At 68.0% G+C, this 14,260-nt stretch carries 13 protein-coding genes and 2 pseudogenes; 5 read left to right on the top strand and 10 right to left on the bottom strand.

Translation table 11 applies throughout. The annotated features are described in order from the left end of the window. Positions 1-274 precede the first annotated feature (274 nt). Positions 275-1,298: pseudogene (locus tag LGN10_RS33095) on the bottom strand (AraC family transcriptional regulator). A 351-nt stretch (positions 1,299-1,649) separates the two neighbouring features. Between LGN10_RS33095 and LGN10_RS33090 the strand changes: the two are divergent. The 5 genes from LGN10_RS33090 to LGN10_RS33070 all read left to right on the top strand — a co-directional run bounded on the left by LGN10_RS33090 (position 1,650) and on the right by LGN10_RS33070 (position 6,555). Further along, the gene (locus LGN10_RS33090) at positions 1,650-2,897 is read left to right on the top strand and encodes a dienelactone hydrolase family protein (RefSeq protein WP_226226254.1); all 1,248 of its coding nucleotides are present in this window, start codon (positions 1,650-1,652) and stop codon (positions 2,895-2,897) included. Between the two features lie 40 nt (positions 2,898-2,937). After that, positions 2,938-3,726, top strand: coding sequence for an SDR family oxidoreductase (locus LGN10_RS33085; protein WP_226226253.1), 789 nt, complete (start codon positions 2,938-2,940; stop codon positions 3,724-3,726). A 64-nt stretch (positions 3,727-3,790) separates the two neighbouring features. Then, positions 3,791-5,029: a styrene monooxygenase/indole monooxygenase family protein gene (locus tag LGN10_RS33080; RefSeq protein WP_104012661.1), complete on the top strand. Its 1,239-nt coding sequence runs from the start codon at positions 3,791-3,793 to the stop codon at positions 5,027-5,029. 5 nt (positions 5,030-5,034) lie between these two features. Further along, on the top strand, positions 5,035-5,562 hold the full coding sequence (locus LGN10_RS33075; protein WP_060967112.1) for a flavin reductase family protein: 528 nt from the start codon (positions 5,035-5,037) through the stop codon (positions 5,560-5,562). Between the two features lie 36 nt (positions 5,563-5,598). Further along, positions 5,599-6,555, top strand: a complete 957-nt coding sequence (locus tag LGN10_RS33070; protein ID WP_124657512.1) for a transporter — start codon at positions 5,599-5,601, stop codon at positions 6,553-6,555. Positions 6,556-6,822: 267 nt separating this feature from the next. Here the strand turns inward: LGN10_RS33070 and LGN10_RS33065 are convergent, their stop codons facing one another. The 9 genes and pseudogenes from LGN10_RS33065 to LGN10_RS33025 all read right to left on the bottom strand — a co-directional run. Next, the gene (locus LGN10_RS33065) at positions 6,823-7,797 is read right to left on the bottom strand and encodes a type II secretion system F family protein (RefSeq protein ID WP_060313788.1); all 975 of its coding nucleotides are present in this window, start codon (positions 7,795-7,797) and stop codon (positions 6,823-6,825) included. A 36-nt stretch (positions 7,798-7,833) separates the two neighbouring features. After that, entirely contained in the window at positions 7,834-8,811 is a 978-nt protein-coding gene (locus LGN10_RS33060; protein WP_059577655.1) for a type II secretion system F family protein, read from the bottom strand. Between the two features lie 32 nt (positions 8,812-8,843). Then, positions 8,844-10,211, bottom strand: a complete 1,368-nt coding sequence (locus tag LGN10_RS33055; protein WP_124657513.1) for a CpaF family protein — start codon at positions 10,209-10,211, stop codon at positions 8,844-8,846. A gap of 18 nt (positions 10,212-10,229) precedes the next feature. Beyond that, positions 10,230-11,438: an AAA family ATPase gene (locus LGN10_RS33050; RefSeq protein ID WP_060010530.1), complete on the bottom strand. Its 1,209-nt coding sequence runs from the start codon at positions 11,436-11,438 to the stop codon at positions 10,230-10,232. 22 nt (positions 11,439-11,460) lie between these two features. Further along, the gene (locus LGN10_RS33045) at positions 11,461-11,904 is read right to left on the bottom strand and encodes a TadE/TadG family type IV pilus assembly protein (RefSeq protein ID WP_059577645.1); all 444 of its coding nucleotides are present in this window, start codon (positions 11,902-11,904) and stop codon (positions 11,461-11,463) included. Continuing rightward, complete coding sequence (locus tag LGN10_RS33040) at positions 11,901-12,434, bottom strand: TadE/TadG family type IV pilus assembly protein (protein ID WP_104012662.1); 534 nt, start codon at positions 12,432-12,434, stop codon at positions 11,901-11,903. Before LGN10_RS33040 ends, LGN10_RS33045 begins: the two co-directional genes overlap by 4 nt. A gap of 13 nt (positions 12,435-12,447) precedes the next feature. Continuing rightward, positions 12,448-13,719: a pilus assembly protein TadG-related protein gene (locus tag LGN10_RS33035; RefSeq protein WP_060010537.1), complete on the bottom strand. Its 1,272-nt coding sequence runs from the start codon at positions 13,717-13,719 to the stop codon at positions 12,448-12,450. A gap of 25 nt (positions 13,720-13,744) precedes the next feature. Further along, positions 13,745-14,041: a hypothetical protein gene (locus LGN10_RS33030; RefSeq protein WP_059577636.1), complete on the bottom strand. Its 297-nt coding sequence runs from the start codon at positions 14,039-14,041 to the stop codon at positions 13,745-13,747. 20 nt (positions 14,042-14,061) lie between these two features. After that, positions 14,062-14,260 (bottom strand): annotated as a pseudogene (locus LGN10_RS33025) (secretin); the annotation flags it as partial.

Genomic DNA, 14,260 nt, shown 5'->3' with positions numbered 1-14,260 from the left:
CGACGCACGACGCCGCAATGTGGGCGGAAAGGCACGTTCCCCTGTCTGAAAAATGCATTCGTGGGGCTGGCCCCCAGAAGGGCCGATCGCTGCGTCATGCTCCTCGCGAATACGTCGAGTATTCGCTTCGTCGCAATCCTCGCGCTCGGCCCTTCTGGGGGCCAGCGCAAGCCCGTTATTAGCGTGAACACGCCCTAGGCGGCACGGCACGCGCCTCCGGACCATCGGCCGCACCGACCCGCGCGGCGGCGGGGCATCGTTCCCGCCGCCGCGCTCACCCCCGCCCGCGCCGCATCCTGAGCGTCGCCGACGGCGATTCGCCGAACGCCCGCTTGTACTCGATCGCGAACCGCCCGAGGTGCGCGAAGCCCCATTTCAGCGCGACGTCGGTGACCGACGCGAGCCCCGGCGTGTCGCCGGCCAGCAGTTCCTCTCGCACATGTTGCAGCCGCAACTGTCGCACGAAGCCCATCGGCGTGATCCCGTGGCGATGGCGAAAGCCGGCGAACAGCGTGCTCGGGCTGACGCCCGCGAGTTCGGCGAGCCGTTCGATCGTCAGCGGCTCGTCGAGATGCGCGCGAATGTATTCTTCCACGCGCCGCACGTAGAACGGCGCGAGCGCCGTCGGCACGTGTCGCGTGCCGTTGCGCGCGCTGTTCGGGTGGCCGTGCAGCAGCAGGTTGAGCAGCGTCGATTCGAGCTGCTCGAACGCGAGCGGATGACGCAGCGGATGCGCGTCCGTCGCGATCGCGCCGGCGAGCACCGGCAGCAATTGCGCGAGACAGGTACCCTGCGGCGACGCCAGATCGAATTCCGGTTCGAATTCGACGCTCGCGCGCCGCTCGTCGCCGAAATGCCGCTGCGCGTGGCGCTCCATCACTTCGCGCTCGATGCGCAGGATGACCTGCGGGCACGCATCGCCCCAGCGCATCTTCAGCGGCAGCGTCGGCGAAAGCAGCGACGCGGTGCCCGGCGACGACCCGAAGCGCGTCGCGCCGCATTCGATCTCGGCGTGGCCGCGCAGCGGAATCTGCAGCAGGAAGAAATGTTCGAGCGGCCCCGGCTCGATGCTGACGCCGCCGCCGTAATCGAGCAGGTTCAACGACAGGTTGCCCCAGCGCGCATGGTGCATGCAGCTGTGCAGCGCGCGCGATTCGCCGGTCGGCGTGAGCCGGTGCGGCTTGAACACGTCGGCGACGCGCGCGCACCTCGTCGACGTCGTTCGACTCCAGCAGCAGCGTGTCGTGATTGAAACAGGCGGCGTCGGCCAGCCAGCCGGTTTCGGAAAATTGCGCCATCGAAGTTCTCCCGTCGTGCTCGATCGCACTCGCGCCGTGCACGCATTCCCGATCTCGGGGAATCCGTCGCACGATCCGGACAGCGCTCGCAGTATCCGGACAGTCCGTCCCGCGAAACACGCAAGTCCAGCCCAAGCCACGCAAGAAGCGGACCGTTCGCGCATCGTAGAAAACTGTGCGGGCTGTCCGCATCCGCACATACCCGCGGTCGGCCGAGGCCCGCCGGCCCGCCGCGGCCGCTGTCGCAGGTTTCCGGAATTCGCGGATAACGACCGAAGAAAGCGGATAGAAGCGCGCATTTCGTCCGCCAATACTGGGCCCGTCACCGAAACCCACAGCATGGAGGGACACATGAACGGACGTCACATCGAAGTTCCATCGCCGGGCGGCGGCACGTTCCGCGCGTACCTGAGCACGCCGGCCGGTGGAACCGGGCCGGGCATCGTGCTCTGTCACGAAATTTTCGGCGCGAACGCGACGATGCGCGACGTGGCCGACTACTACGCCGAGGAAGGCTATACCGTGCTCGTGCCGGACCTGTTCTGGCGCCAGTCGCCGGGGATCGAGCTCGGTTACGCGGCGGCCGATTTCGAGCGCGCGATGGCCCTTTATCGCGAATTCGACGAAAACAAGGGCGTGGACGACATCGGCGCCGCGCTGGACACGCTCCGCCAGCGGCCGGAATGCACGGGCGAGGCCGGCGTGCTCGGCTACTGCCTCGGCGGCAAGCTCGCCTATCTCGCCGCGTGCCGGCTGCCGGGCGTGGCCGCGGCGGTCAGTTACTACGGCGTGGGCATCGAGCATGCGCTGGACGAAGCGGCGCACCTGCGCGGGCGGCTCGTGCTGCAGATCGCCGCGCAGGACCGCTTCTGCCCGCCCGACGCGCAGCAGCGCATCGCGGATGCGCTGTCGGACCGCGACGACGTCGAAGTGTACGTCTACCCCGGCGTCGATCACGCGTTCGCCCGCGCCGGCGGCGATCATTTCGACAAGGCCGCCGCGGTCATGGCTCACCAGCGCGCGATCGCCGCGTTCCGCGCCGCGCTCGGCCCGCACTACGACCTGTCCGCGCTGTGGGAAACGCACCTGAAGCACGAGTTCGACACGCGCAACGTCGACGCGACGATGGCCACGATGGTCGCCCAGCCGTACGTCAACCATATTCCGACGCTGACGGGCGGCGTCGGCCACGACGAGCTCAAGCGCTTCTACACGCATCACTTCGTGCATGCGAACCCGCCCGACACGACGATCACGCCGATCTCGCGCACGATCGGCGCGAGCCAGATCGTCGACGAGCTGCTGTTCCGCTTCACGCACACCACCGAGATCGACTGGATGCTGCCGGGCGTCGCGCCGACCGGCAAGCGCGTCGAGATTCCGCTCGTCGCGATCGTCAAGTTTCGCGGCGACAAGCTCTATCACGAGCACATCTACTGGGATCAGGCGAGCGTGCTCGTGCAGATCGGCCTGCTCGACCCGTCCGGCCTGCCGGTCGCGGGCGTCGACACGGCCCGCAAGCTGCTCGACGAAACCGTGCCGTCCAACGGCCTGATGCGCCGCTGGCACGACAGCGCGCCGTCGACGGAGGCGCGCTGACGCGGCCCCACCCTCACCCCACGATTCCCGGAGACACCCCATGAATGCCCTTGCTGGCAAAGTCGCGCTCGTCACCGGCGGCGCCACGCTGATCGGCGCCGCGGTCGCGCAGGACCTGAGCCGCGCCGGTGCGAGCGTCGCGATCCTCGATCTCGATGCGGACAACGGCGCACGCGTTGCCGCATCGCTCGGCGAACGGGCGCTGTTCGTCGCGCTCGACATCACCGACGACCGCGCGATCGAGCGTGCGGTCGCGACGATCGTCGAACGGTTCGGCGCGATCGACGTGCTCGTCAACCTCGCGTGCAGCTACGTCGACAACGGCATCCACGCGACCCGCAACGACTGGCTCGCGGCGATGGACGTCAACGTCGTGTCGGCGGCGATGCTCGCGAAGGCCGTGCATCCGCACATGGCCCGGCGCGGCGGCGGCGCGATCGTCAACTTCAGCTCGATCTCCGCGCAGTGCGCGCAGACCGGCCGCTGGCTGTATCCGACCTCCAAGGCCGCGATCCGACAGCTCACGCGCAGCATGGCGATGGATCTCGCGCCCGATCGCATTCGCGTCAACTCGGTGTCGCCGGGCTGGACCTGGTCGCGCGTGATGGACGAGCTGACGCACGGCGACCGCGCGAAGACCGATCGCGTCGCCGCGCCGTTCCACCTGCTCGGCCGCGTCGGCGATCCGTCGGAAGTCGCGCAGGTCGTCACGTTCCTGTGCAGCGACGCCGCGAGCTTCGTGACGGGCGCCGACTACGCGGTGGACGGCGGCTATGCCGCGATGGGCCCCGAACAGGCGGTACCGGCGATTCCGCGGCTCGCGGAATGACCGCTTCGCGCCGCCCCTTCACGCAATCATTCCGGCCGCCACACGGCCAACCAAGGACACTCCCATGAGACGCATCGCTATCGTCGGCGCCGGCCAGTCCGGCCTGCAACTTGCCTTCGCCCTGCTCGACCAGGGTTACCACGTCACGCTCGCGACCAACCGCGACGCGGAGCAGATCCGCTCGGGCAAGGTCATGTCGAGCCAGTGCATGTTCCACACGTCGCTGCAGATCGAGCGCGATCTCGGCCTGAATACGTGGGAGGAAGCGTGCCCGTCCGTCGAAGGCATCGGCATCGCGGTGCCGCACCCGGACGGCAACGGCCGCAAGGTGATCGACTGGTCGTCGCGGCTGACCCGCTACGCGCAGTCGGTCGACCAGCGCGTGAAGATGGCCGACTGGCTCGACGGCGTCCGCCGCCGCGGCGCGGACGTGCGGATCGGCGACATCGGCGTGCCCGAACTCGAGGAACTCGCGCGCAGCCACGACCTCGTGCTGCTCGCGGCGGGCAAGGGCGACATCGTCAACCTGCTCGGCCGCGACGATGCGCGCAGCCCGTTCGACCGCCCCCAGCGTGCGCTGGCGCTCACCTACGTGAAAGGGATGACGCCTAGCGAGCCGTATTCGCGCGTGCGCTTCAACCTGCTGCCGGGCATCGGCGAGTACTTCGTGTTTCCCGCGCTGACCACCACCGGCCCGTGCGAAATCATGGTGTTCGAAGGCATCCCGGGCGGCCCGCTCGACCGCTGGGCCGACGTGAAGACGCCCGAGCAGCATCTGGACCGGAGCCTGTCGTTCCTGCAGCAGTACGTACCGTGGGAATTCGAGCGCAGCCGCGACGTCGAGCTCACCGATCCGAACGGCACGCTGGCCGGGCGCTTCGCGCCGACGGTACGCAAGCCGTTCTTCCGGCTGCCGTCGGGCCGCACCGTGTTCGGGATGGCCGACGCGGTGGTGGTCAATGATCCGATCACCGGCCAGGGCTCGAACAACGCCGCGAAATGCGCGAACGCGTATTTCGCGGCGATCGTCGCGCGCGACGCCGCGCCGTTCGGCGAAGACTGGATGCAGCAGACGTTCGAAAGCTACTGGGCCTATGCGCAGCATGTCGTGCGCTGGACCAACTCGCTGCTCACCCCGCCGCCGCCGCACATCCTCGAACTGCTCGGCGCGGCCGGCCAGTCGCCGTCGCTTGCCAAGGTGATCGTCGACGGCTTCGACGATCCGCGCCGGTTCTCGCCTTGGTGGTTCGAGCCGTCGGCGTGCGCGGCGCTGATCCGGCAACACAGCGTGCGAGCGGAGTAACCGTCATGGAAACGACCGTTACCGACCGTCCGGCCCTCGACCCGATGCAGTTGCGCGCCGCGTTCGGACAGTTCCCGACCGGCGTCACCGTGATCACCACGTGCGCGGCCGACGGGCGCAAGGTGGGGCTCACCGCGAATTCGTTCTCGTCGCTGTCGCTCGATCCGCCGCTCGTGCTGTGGAGCCTGCGCAAGGTCGCGCCGAGCCGCCCGGATTTCGTCGCGGCGACCCATTTCGCGATCAACATCCTCGCGCACGACCAGATCGACCTGTCGCGCCGCTTCGCGACGCCCAGCGCCGACAAGTTCGACGGCGTGCCGCACGCGGAGTCGGAAAGCGGCGGCGTGCCCTGCCTCGACGGCGCGAGCGCGCGCTTCGTGTGCCGCAACGTCGGCCACTACGAAGGCGGCGATCATTTGCTCTTCATCGGCGAGATCGAGCAATTCGACGCGTTCGGCAAGGCGCCGCTCGTGTTCCATGCCGGCCAGTATCGCGCGATCGCCGATCACCCCGATCTTTCACGCGCGCTTTGATTAGTACATACAAATAATATCCAGGAGGTGGTGAACATGAAATTCGGCTCTCGCCTGCTCGTCGCCGCAGGCTTCGCGCTCGTCGGTCTCGCCGGCCACGCGCCGGCCCATGCGGCCGATCTGCCGGCCGTCAACCTCGGCATGACGAGTTTCCTCGACGGCATGCCGCCGGCCGGCGCCGGCTGGTACGGCACGCAGTACCTGCAGTACTACACGGCTGGCCGCGTCAACGACAATGCGGGCAACAAGGTCGGGTTGCCGAAGCAGGACATCGACCTGTTCGCGGGCTTGAGCCAGCTCGTCTATCAGTCGCCGCTGACGTTCGCCGGCATGCATCCGGGCCTCGACGTGATCCTGCCGTGGATCGCGTCCGCGCGGACCGACGACGGCATCGGCAACGTCGCGCTGAATGCGCGCGCCGGCTTCGGCGATCTGCTGATCGGCCCGTTCGTCCAGTTCGACCCGGTGATGGGCGCGCAGGGCCCGCGCTTCGCGCAGCGCGTCGAATTCCAGTTCATCGTGCCGACCGGCGCGTACGATCCGTCGCGCGCGATCAATCCGGGCAGCCATTTCTGGTCGTTCGATCCGTACTGGGCGGCGACGCTGTGGGTCACGCCGAAATGGACCGTATCGTGGCGGCTGCACTATCTGTGGAACGCGACCAACCATCGGCCGGCCACGGCACTCGGGCCCGACGTGACGTCGACGCAGGCCGGCCAGGCGATCCACGTGAACTTCGCGACCGAGTACGAAGTGCGGCCCGGCCTGCGGCTGGGGCTCAACGGCTACTGGTTGCGCCAGACCACCGACATGAAGGCCAACGGGCAGGACGTGCCGGGCACACGGGAAGCGGTATTCGCGATCGGGCCGGGGGCGATGGTCAGCTTCTCGCCGCACGATCACCTGCTGTTCAACGCGTACTTCGAGACGTATGCGCGCAACCGGCCCCAGGGGACGCGGATGGTACTGCGCTACGTGCATCATTTTCAGTGACGCACCGCGCGCCGGCCGCCCCGATCCGGCGCACGCCGTGTCAAACGGTTAGCAGTAGGGGGCAGCCGTGAAGGCGGTGGACTACGGCTTGTTCCATGATCGACCATGGGTCGAGGATACATTGACGCCGCTATGGTCGATCTGTCTCGCGGCGCCGCCTGGGGAGGGAGCCTCCATGAAGCCTGTCGCAGTGCCGGCCGCCGATTGGCCCGGAGGCCGGCACACGTAGCCTTTATCGATGCGAACGCAGCCGCATCCGTGCATCGCTCATTGCGCGATGCCGACGAACGTGGGCAGCAGCACGCGATACACGTGAATCATCGCCGGGCCGAGCAGCACCACCATCAGCGCGGGGAAAATGCAGAAGATCAGCGGGAACAGCAGCTTCAGCGCGATCTTCGCCGCGCGTTCCTCCGCGCGCATCCGACGCCGCGTGCGCAGCATGTCCGACAGCACGCGCAGCGATTCGCTGATGCTCGTGCCGAACCGGTCCGCCTGGATCAGCATCGCGCAGAACGATTCGATGTCCTCCACGCCGGTGCGCAGCGCGAGATTGCGCAGCGCCGTTTCCTTCGTGAAGCCGGAGCGCATCTCGAGCAGCAGCAGATCGAGTTCGCTCGCGACCACCTCGCTGCGAAACCGCAGTTCCTCGCTCACCTTCATCAGTGCCGCGTCGAGCCCGAGCCCCGCTTCGACGCACACCGTCAGCAGGTCGAGCGCGTCCGGGAAATCCTCGAAGATCTTCTGCTGGCGCACCTTGACCCGCTGCGACAGCACGACGTTCGGGATGTAGTAACCGATGCCGGCGAGCGCGACGAGGATCAGCGACAGCAGCGCGCGCTCGTCGCCGAGCGACGTCGTGATCAGCACCAGCAGCGCCGCGCACGGCAGGCCGAGCGCGAGCACCGTCTTCGCGGTGAAATACAATGCGGCCGCGCTCTGGTTGCGCCAGCCGGCATTCATCAGCCGGATGCGCAGCGGCGAACTCTCCCAGCCTTCCTTCGGCACCGACAGCTTCGAGATCGGGGTGGACAGCTCGACCAGCTTCGCGACCCAGCGCGACGCCATGTCGTCGCCGTCGCCCGGGCCGGCGACGGCGCCCGCCCCGGCTCCGCCGGCCTGCTCGATCCGGCGCTGGATGCTGCGCGGCGCGAACAGCAGCATCGCGACGAGCACGCCGCCGGCCACGAAGATGAACAAGCCGCCCAGCATCACGGCCTGGACCACGCTCAGGTTTTGCATGACAACCTCGCAACGGTTCGTTATTCGGCGCGCGCGTCAGACGCGAATGCGCACGATTCGGCGGATCCAGAACAGGCCGAACAGCATCGACACCAGCATCGTGCCGACCATCCGGATGCCCGCGGGATCCTCCCAGAGCACGGACAGGAATTCGCGGTTCAGCAGCGCCATCACCGCCGCGGTGCCGAACGGCAAGAGCCCGAGAATCCACGCCGACAGCCGCCCTTCCGCCGACAGCACGCGCACCTTGTCGAACAGCTTGAAGCGCTCGCGGATCAGCCCGGCGATGCTGTCGAGCAGCTCGGCCAGGTTGCCGCCCGTCTCGCGCTGGATCAGCACCGCGATCACGAAGTAGCGCAGGTCCTGCACCGGCACGCGCGTCGCGAGGTTCATCAGCGCGTCGTGCAGCGACACGCCGTAGTTGACCTCGTCGAACGTGACGCGGAACTCGCCGCCCATCGGCTCGGAAAACTCGTCGCCGACCATCCCGAGCGTGCTCGTGAACGAATGACCGGAGCGCAGCGCGCGCGCGATCATGTCACAGATGTCCGGCAACTGCCGCTCGAGCTTGCGCATCCGTCGCGCGCGGCAGCGCAGCACGTACGCCATCGGCATCCAGCCGGCGACGAGCGCGATCGGCACCGCGGCCAGTTGCGGCAAGCGCGCGAAACTCGCCGCGAACCACGCGAACGCCGCGAACGTCGCGCTGAGCGTGATCAGCTTCGGCAGCGTCCAGTCGAGGCCCGACTGCTGGATCACGAGATCGAGCGCGTGCACGCGCGGCATGCGCAGCAGCAGCCGGTCGAACGATTTCGACTCGTCGAGCATCCGCTTCTTCAGGATCGACAGCCGCTCCTGCTGGACGTTGCCGCCGGCCGACATCGCGCGAATGCGCGATTCGATCCGGCGCGCGGCGGTGCCGTGCCGCGCGTTCCACCATTGATAGATGCCTTCGATCGACAGCACGACCGCGACGAAGGTAAGAATCACAAAACCGTAAAAGATCGCATTCATGAGGCCTCCCCGGCAGCACACGGCGCCTGTCGTCAGTCCGTTTCGTAACGCACGGACGGGTCGTACAGCGAATCCGGCAGGTCGATGCCGAACGCCTGCAGCCGCTCGACGAACTTCGGCCGCACGCCGGTCGCGCAGAAGTGGCCGCGCACCGAGCCGTCGCGGTCCACGCCCGTGCGCTTGAACGTGAAGATCTCCTGCATGTTGATGATGTCGCCTTCCATCCCGGTCAGCTCCTGGATGCTGACGATCTTGCGCTTGCCGTCGGTCAGCCGCGCCGCCTGCACGACCACCGAGATCGCCGACGCGATCTGCTGACGCATCGTCTTCGGCGGCAGCGTCAGGCCCGACACGCTGACCATGTTCTCGAGCCGCGTCAGCGCGTCGCGCGGCGTGTTCGCGTGGATCGTCGCGAGCGAGCCTTCGTGGCCCGTGTTCATCGCGTTGAGCATGTCGAGCGCTTCGGCGCCGCGCACTTCGCCGAGGATGATCCGGTCCGGGCGCATCCGCAGCGCGTTGCGCACCAGCGTGCGCTGCGTGATCTCGCCCTTGCCCTCGATGTTCGGCGGACGCGTTTCGAGCCGCAGCACGTGCGGCTGCTGCAGTTGCAGCTCGGCCGCGTCCTCGATCGTCACGATCCGCTCGTTGCGCGGAATGAAGCCGGACAGGATGTTGAGCAGCGTCGTCTTGCCGCTGCCCGTGCCGCCCGACACCAGCACGTTCACCTTCGCGCGCGACAGCGCGTCGAGCAGCTCGGCCATCGGCGGCGTCAGGCTGTGGAAGCGCACCAGGTCGTCCATCTTCAACGGGTTGACCGCGAAACGCCGGATCGACATCAGCGGCCCGTCGATCGCGGACGGCGGGATGATCGCGTTCACGCGCGAGCCGTCCGGCAGCCGCGCATCGACCATCGGGCTCGATTCGTCGATGCGGCGCCCCACGCGCGACACGATCTTCTCGATCACCTTCATCAGGTGCGCGTCGTCGTAGAACGTCACGTCGGTCAGTTCGAGCTGCCCGCACCGCTCGACGTAGACCTGCCGATAGGTGTTCACGAGGATGTCGGAGATGCCGGGGTCGCGCAGCAGCGCCTCGAGCGGGCCGAAGCCGAACATCTCGTCGTACACGTCGATCGCGAGCTGGCGCCGCTCGATGTCGTTCGCCGGCATCCGCTCCTCGTCGAGGATGCGCGCGATCAGCGAGCCGATCTCCATGCGGACCTGATCCTGATGCAGCCGCGACAGGCGCTCGAGCTCCACGCGCTCGAGCACGGCCAGGTGAATTTCGCGGCGCAGCTTCTGGTATGCGTCGCGCACCGACGAATGCGCCGGGCCGGCCGGCTCGCTGCCCGCCGCCAGCGGCTGGGCCCGGTGCAACGACATCTGTTCGCGCAATGACATGATGGTTCCCCGAAAGAATTACATCGACTTGAGCTTCGGCGTGGCCTTGCGGCCGAACAGCCGGGACATCAACGGTTCGCTGTGCGTCGCGCCGCGTCCCGCGCGCACTCCGCCGTCGACGAGTTGCTTCGCGCAGCCCTGCAACGCACGCGCGACCGCCGAGCCGCGCGCGAGCCGCGACACCGGATGGCCCTGGTTGATCGCTTCGAGCACGGTGTCGGCGTCGTCGGGAATCGTGCAGGCCGCGTGCAGGCCGAGCACTTCCTCGAGCGCGGTGCGGGTGCGCTCGCTCGCTCGCGTCGTGCGGTTCACGATCAGCCGCATCTGGTCGGTCGAGTAGCCGAGCGACACGAGAATCTCCAGCAGCCGGCGGCCGGCGCGCACGTGCGGCATCGCGGGCTGCAGCACGATCTGGATCTGGTCGCTGCGATCGAGCGCGACCATCGACAGCGGGTTGATGGCGACGCCGACGTCGAAGATCACGAAGTCGTAGCGCGGCGCGGCGACGCCGAGTATCCATTCGAGCGCGTCCTCGCGCATCTCGGCGGCCTTGACCGGGTCGCCCGCGCCCGCGAGCACGTGGAAGTTGTCCGTCACGTGCGCGACGCTCGCGTCGAGAAACGCGCTGTCGAGCCGCTCGATCTGCGCGCACAGCTGCGGCAGCGTCGACGGCGGGGCTTCGTCGCTGACGAGGAACGCCGCGTCGGCGAACTGCTGGTTCAGGTCGATCAGCAGCACGCGGCGCTTGAAACCCTCGGCGATCTCGAACGCGACGTTGCCGGCCGCGAAGCTCGTGCCGGCCCCGCCCTTGCACGACAGGAACGACACGATGCGCGTGTCGTCGGTATCGCGCGGCGTGCTTTGCGCGGCCGCCCGGCCGAGTGCGTTGCCGAGCGCCTGCGGATCGAGCGGCCACTGCAGCACGTCGCGCGCGCCCGCCCGCATCGCATCGAGCAGCACGTGCGGCGAAGCGTCGGCCGTCACGAGGATGCAGGTCAGGCCCGCATGCGCGCGGCAGATGCGCTCGATCGCCGACAGCTCGGACGGCTCGAGCGACGTGCCGTCGATCAGCAGGATGTCGAACGCGTCGAGCCCGTCGGTGCGATGTTCGATCTGCGACGGGCGGCCGGTGGCGCGCGTCGTGCGATAGCGTCCGCAGTCGGCCACGAGACGCGCGATCTGCGAAAGCCGCGCGGTATCGTCGGAAGCTACGAGGATGTTGATCATGTCGTGTGCCTCGTCTTTTCGATTAGTTGCAGGCGGAGCCGCCCGTCGCGGAATTCAGGCTTTCGCGCGGCAGCGTCGTCGTGAACGGCGGCATTTTCACCGTGACGTTCATGAACGGGATCATGGTCTTGACGGTGACGTTCGTGACGCTCACCGTCACGAACGAGCACGTGTTGATGTCGCAACTCGACGGCGTGTAGTTCACCGACACGTTCGCGTTCGACAGCAGCGGCAGCAGCGATCGCACACGCTTCACGACGCCCGCGGCGTTCACGTCGCACACCACCGCGGTGCGCGCGCCGAGGCGCACGGCCTCGCTCGCGGTATTCCAGTAGAACAGCACGCGGCCGAACTCGAAGATGCCGATCAGCAGCATGATCAGCACCGACGCGATCAGCGCGAATTCGACGATCGCGACGCCGCGCTGCGTGCGCCGGCGTGACAGCGGGAAATGGCGCGCATTCATGACACCTGCCTCATCACGGTGACGATGTTGCCGAAGGTGATCGACGGCAGCCCGGGGAACGCAGGGATCGGCTGGTAGTGGTAGCCCGAGATCTTCACTTCGACGACGTTGATCGCGCCCGTGGCCGTGCCGCTCGGCGCGTTGTTGTTCGAATCGTAGGTCGGCAGGTTCGCGAACTGCGACGGGTCCGACGCATCGCTGCAGCCGGTCGTGCGCTGTGCGTCGCAGATCGTGACCATCGACGTCGTGAGCCCGGGCACGAGCTCGGTGCCCGACGTGCCGCACGTCGTACTGCCGTAGACGACGAGACACTGCGCCTGCGACACCGGATACGCGCTGTCGGTCGGCAGCCAGACCGACAGGTAGCGTGCCGCATCGCGCGTGGCCTTGGTCAGCGTCTCGTACTGGTAGATCGCGCGGCCGAATTCGGCCACGCCCGTCGCGAGCATGATCATCGGCATCAGCACGAGCGCGAACTCGACGGCGACGACGCCGCGGGTGCGCGAACGACGAATCGGTGGCTTCTTCATGATCGTCTCTCCGCTATTGAACGAGCATCGGCACCTGCGTGCCCGATGCACTGCCGCTACCGGGCAAGCCGTGCGTCGCGCACGGGTTGTTGCCCGACACCGACGAGCCGAGGTATTCGAGGTGCGCGACGACGGCGCCGCTGCCGGCGCTGAACGGGAGCGGATCGAGCATCAACACGCAATCCCATTGCGTGACGTGCACCTTGCCGCTGGTGCCCTTCAGCGCCGAACAGTCGCCTTCCGGCGCGAGCGCGAGGCGGCGGTCGCTGCCGTAGGTCGCGTAGTTGCTCGCCGTCGCCGTGCCGTTGGTGGCGATGCCGCTGCCCGACGGTGGCGCGCCGTCGCCCTGGTACGGCTTGAAGCTCGCGCGGTCGGCCACGAACTGCGTGTATGCATCACCCTTGATGCCCGGCGTTCCCGGCGGCCCGTAGTTCGGGCCGACATACGCGTAGCCGGTGAAGTCGGGCTGGCCGCTCGAGCCGTTCGCGCCGTTCGTGTAGATGCCGAAGCGCGTATTCCATGCACGCTGCGACGCCGCCTTCATGCCCGTGGTGGCCAGATCGGGCGGGCTTGTGATGTTGCAGGTATTGCCCGACAGTTCGCTCGCGAGCGTCGTCTCGTTCGCCGAGCCGTCGAGCGCCGCCCAGCCGAAGTTGCCGGGCCCGTACGTCGACGACGACCCCGACGGCGACGAAATCCAGTCGCCGACCTTGTAGGCCGGGTCGGACGGGCCGCGGCACACGAACACCGGAATCGCGCAGGTCGTCTGCCCGCCGCCGACGGTCGCGATCGCGCTCGCCGACACTTCCGCCGCATTCGCGAGCTTCGTGCCCGGCAGCACGTTCAGCACCTCGATGAACCAGTGCGCGATGTTGCTCAGCGTCGCGGTGCACTGCACGTACTTGATGCTCGCCGGGTTCGTGACCGCGTTCTTGGTCAGGAACGGGTTGGTCAGCGAATCGCTGAACGTGACGTTCGCGTTCGTCGACATCTGCACCGACTTCTTCTGGAAAAACACGAAATTCAGATGGCCGGCGGCGATGCCGTCGGCTTCGGCCACCGACAGGCTGATCGCCGAGGTCAGGTCGCGCGCAGCCGACAGCGCGCAGGCATCGGCGCTGTTCTGCAGTTCGCTGCGCGTGACGTACAGCTTGCCGAGATCCAGCGCGAGCCCGACGAACCCGATCATCACCGCCAGCGAAAGGCCGACGATGATCGCGACGGCACCGCGCTGGCGATGCGGGCTGCGACGCGTGAGTTTCGGATAGCGGGCTGCGCGGTTCATGGCGTTCTCCCTGAGCGTGGTGTCGTTACTGCGTGGCCTTGCCGATGCCGATCACGAATGCGTTGGCGGGCGGCACGGCCTGCTTGAACGACTTGTCGTAGTTGTCGAGCGCGGCCGCGGCGGCGTTGCCGTCGACTCCCGATGCCGACGAAGGATGTTCGCCGGCATGCGGATCGATGATCTGGGCGTGCATCACGGTGCGGACGGAGTCGCCGAAGCGGCTGTCCCACACCGGCGTCGACGACATGCAGCCGGCAAGCGCGAACGCGAGCGGGACGGCGAGCGCCGCGCGGCGCACGAATACGAGGTAGGCGGATTTCATGAGCTTCCCCTTGGATGGCTTCAACGATCGGTGGACTGCGGTTCCGCGCCGGCGCGCGCAATCTGCGCGTTGGGCGCCGCGGCGATCCGGTGCTTCGCGCGCCCCGCCGGCTGGGCTGGCGTATCGGGGCCGGCTGCCGCGAGGCGCGCGGCGGCGGCTTCGATGCGCGCGACACGCGCCGCGGTGGCCGCATCGGGCTGCGGCGCGGCGGCCGCGACC

This window comes from Burkholderia sp. AU32262, from assembly GCF_020419985.1.
Taxonomy (GTDB): Bacteria; Pseudomonadota; Gammaproteobacteria; order Burkholderiales; family Burkholderiaceae; genus Burkholderia; species Burkholderia semiarida.
Note: the sequence above shows the minus strand (reverse complement) of the source record. Positions and strands in the feature narration are given on the sequence as shown.

Excerpts from the sequence above, each read along its gene's own strand:
- LGN10_RS33070 (WP_124657512.1), top strand. The coding sequence starts at position 5,599 with ATGAAATTCGGCTCTCGCCTGCTCGTCGCCGCAGGCTTCGCGCTCGTC.
- LGN10_RS33040 (WP_104012662.1), bottom strand. The coding sequence starts at position 12,434 with ATGAAGAAGCCACCGATTCGTCGTTCGCGCACCCGCGGCGTCGTCGCC.
- LGN10_RS33030 (WP_059577636.1), bottom strand. The coding sequence starts at position 14,041 with ATGAAATCCGCCTACCTCGTATTCGTGCGCCGCGCGGCGCTCGCCGTC.
- LGN10_RS33090 (WP_226226254.1), top strand. The coding sequence starts at position 1,650 with ATGAACGGACGTCACATCGAAGTTCCATCGCCGGGCGGCGGCACGTTC.
- LGN10_RS33060 (WP_059577655.1), bottom strand. The coding sequence starts at position 8,811 with ATGAATGCGATCTTTTACGGTTTTGTGATTCTTACCTTCGTCGCGGTC.
- LGN10_RS33065 (WP_060313788.1), bottom strand. The coding sequence starts at position 7,797 with ATGCAAAACCTGAGCGTGGTCCAGGCCGTGATGCTGGGCGGCTTGTTC.
- LGN10_RS33075 (WP_060967112.1), top strand. The coding sequence starts at position 5,035 with ATGGAAACGACCGTTACCGACCGTCCGGCCCTCGACCCGATGCAGTTG.
- LGN10_RS33035 (WP_060010537.1), bottom strand. The coding sequence starts at position 13,719 with ATGAACCGCGCAGCCCGCTATCCGAAACTCACGCGTCGCAGCCCGCAT.
- LGN10_RS33085 (WP_226226253.1), top strand. The coding sequence starts at position 2,938 with ATGAATGCCCTTGCTGGCAAAGTCGCGCTCGTCACCGGCGGCGCCACG.
- LGN10_RS33045 (WP_059577645.1), bottom strand. The coding sequence starts at position 11,904 with ATGAATGCGCGCCATTTCCCGCTGTCACGCCGGCGCACGCAGCGCGGC.
- LGN10_RS33050 (WP_060010530.1), bottom strand. The coding sequence starts at position 11,438 with ATGATCAACATCCTCGTAGCTTCCGACGATACCGCGCGGCTTTCGCAG.
- LGN10_RS33080 (WP_104012661.1), top strand. The coding sequence starts at position 3,791 with ATGAGACGCATCGCTATCGTCGGCGCCGGCCAGTCCGGCCTGCAACTT.
- LGN10_RS33055 (WP_124657513.1), bottom strand. The coding sequence starts at position 10,211 with ATGTCATTGCGCGAACAGATGTCGTTGCACCGGGCCCAGCCGCTGGCG.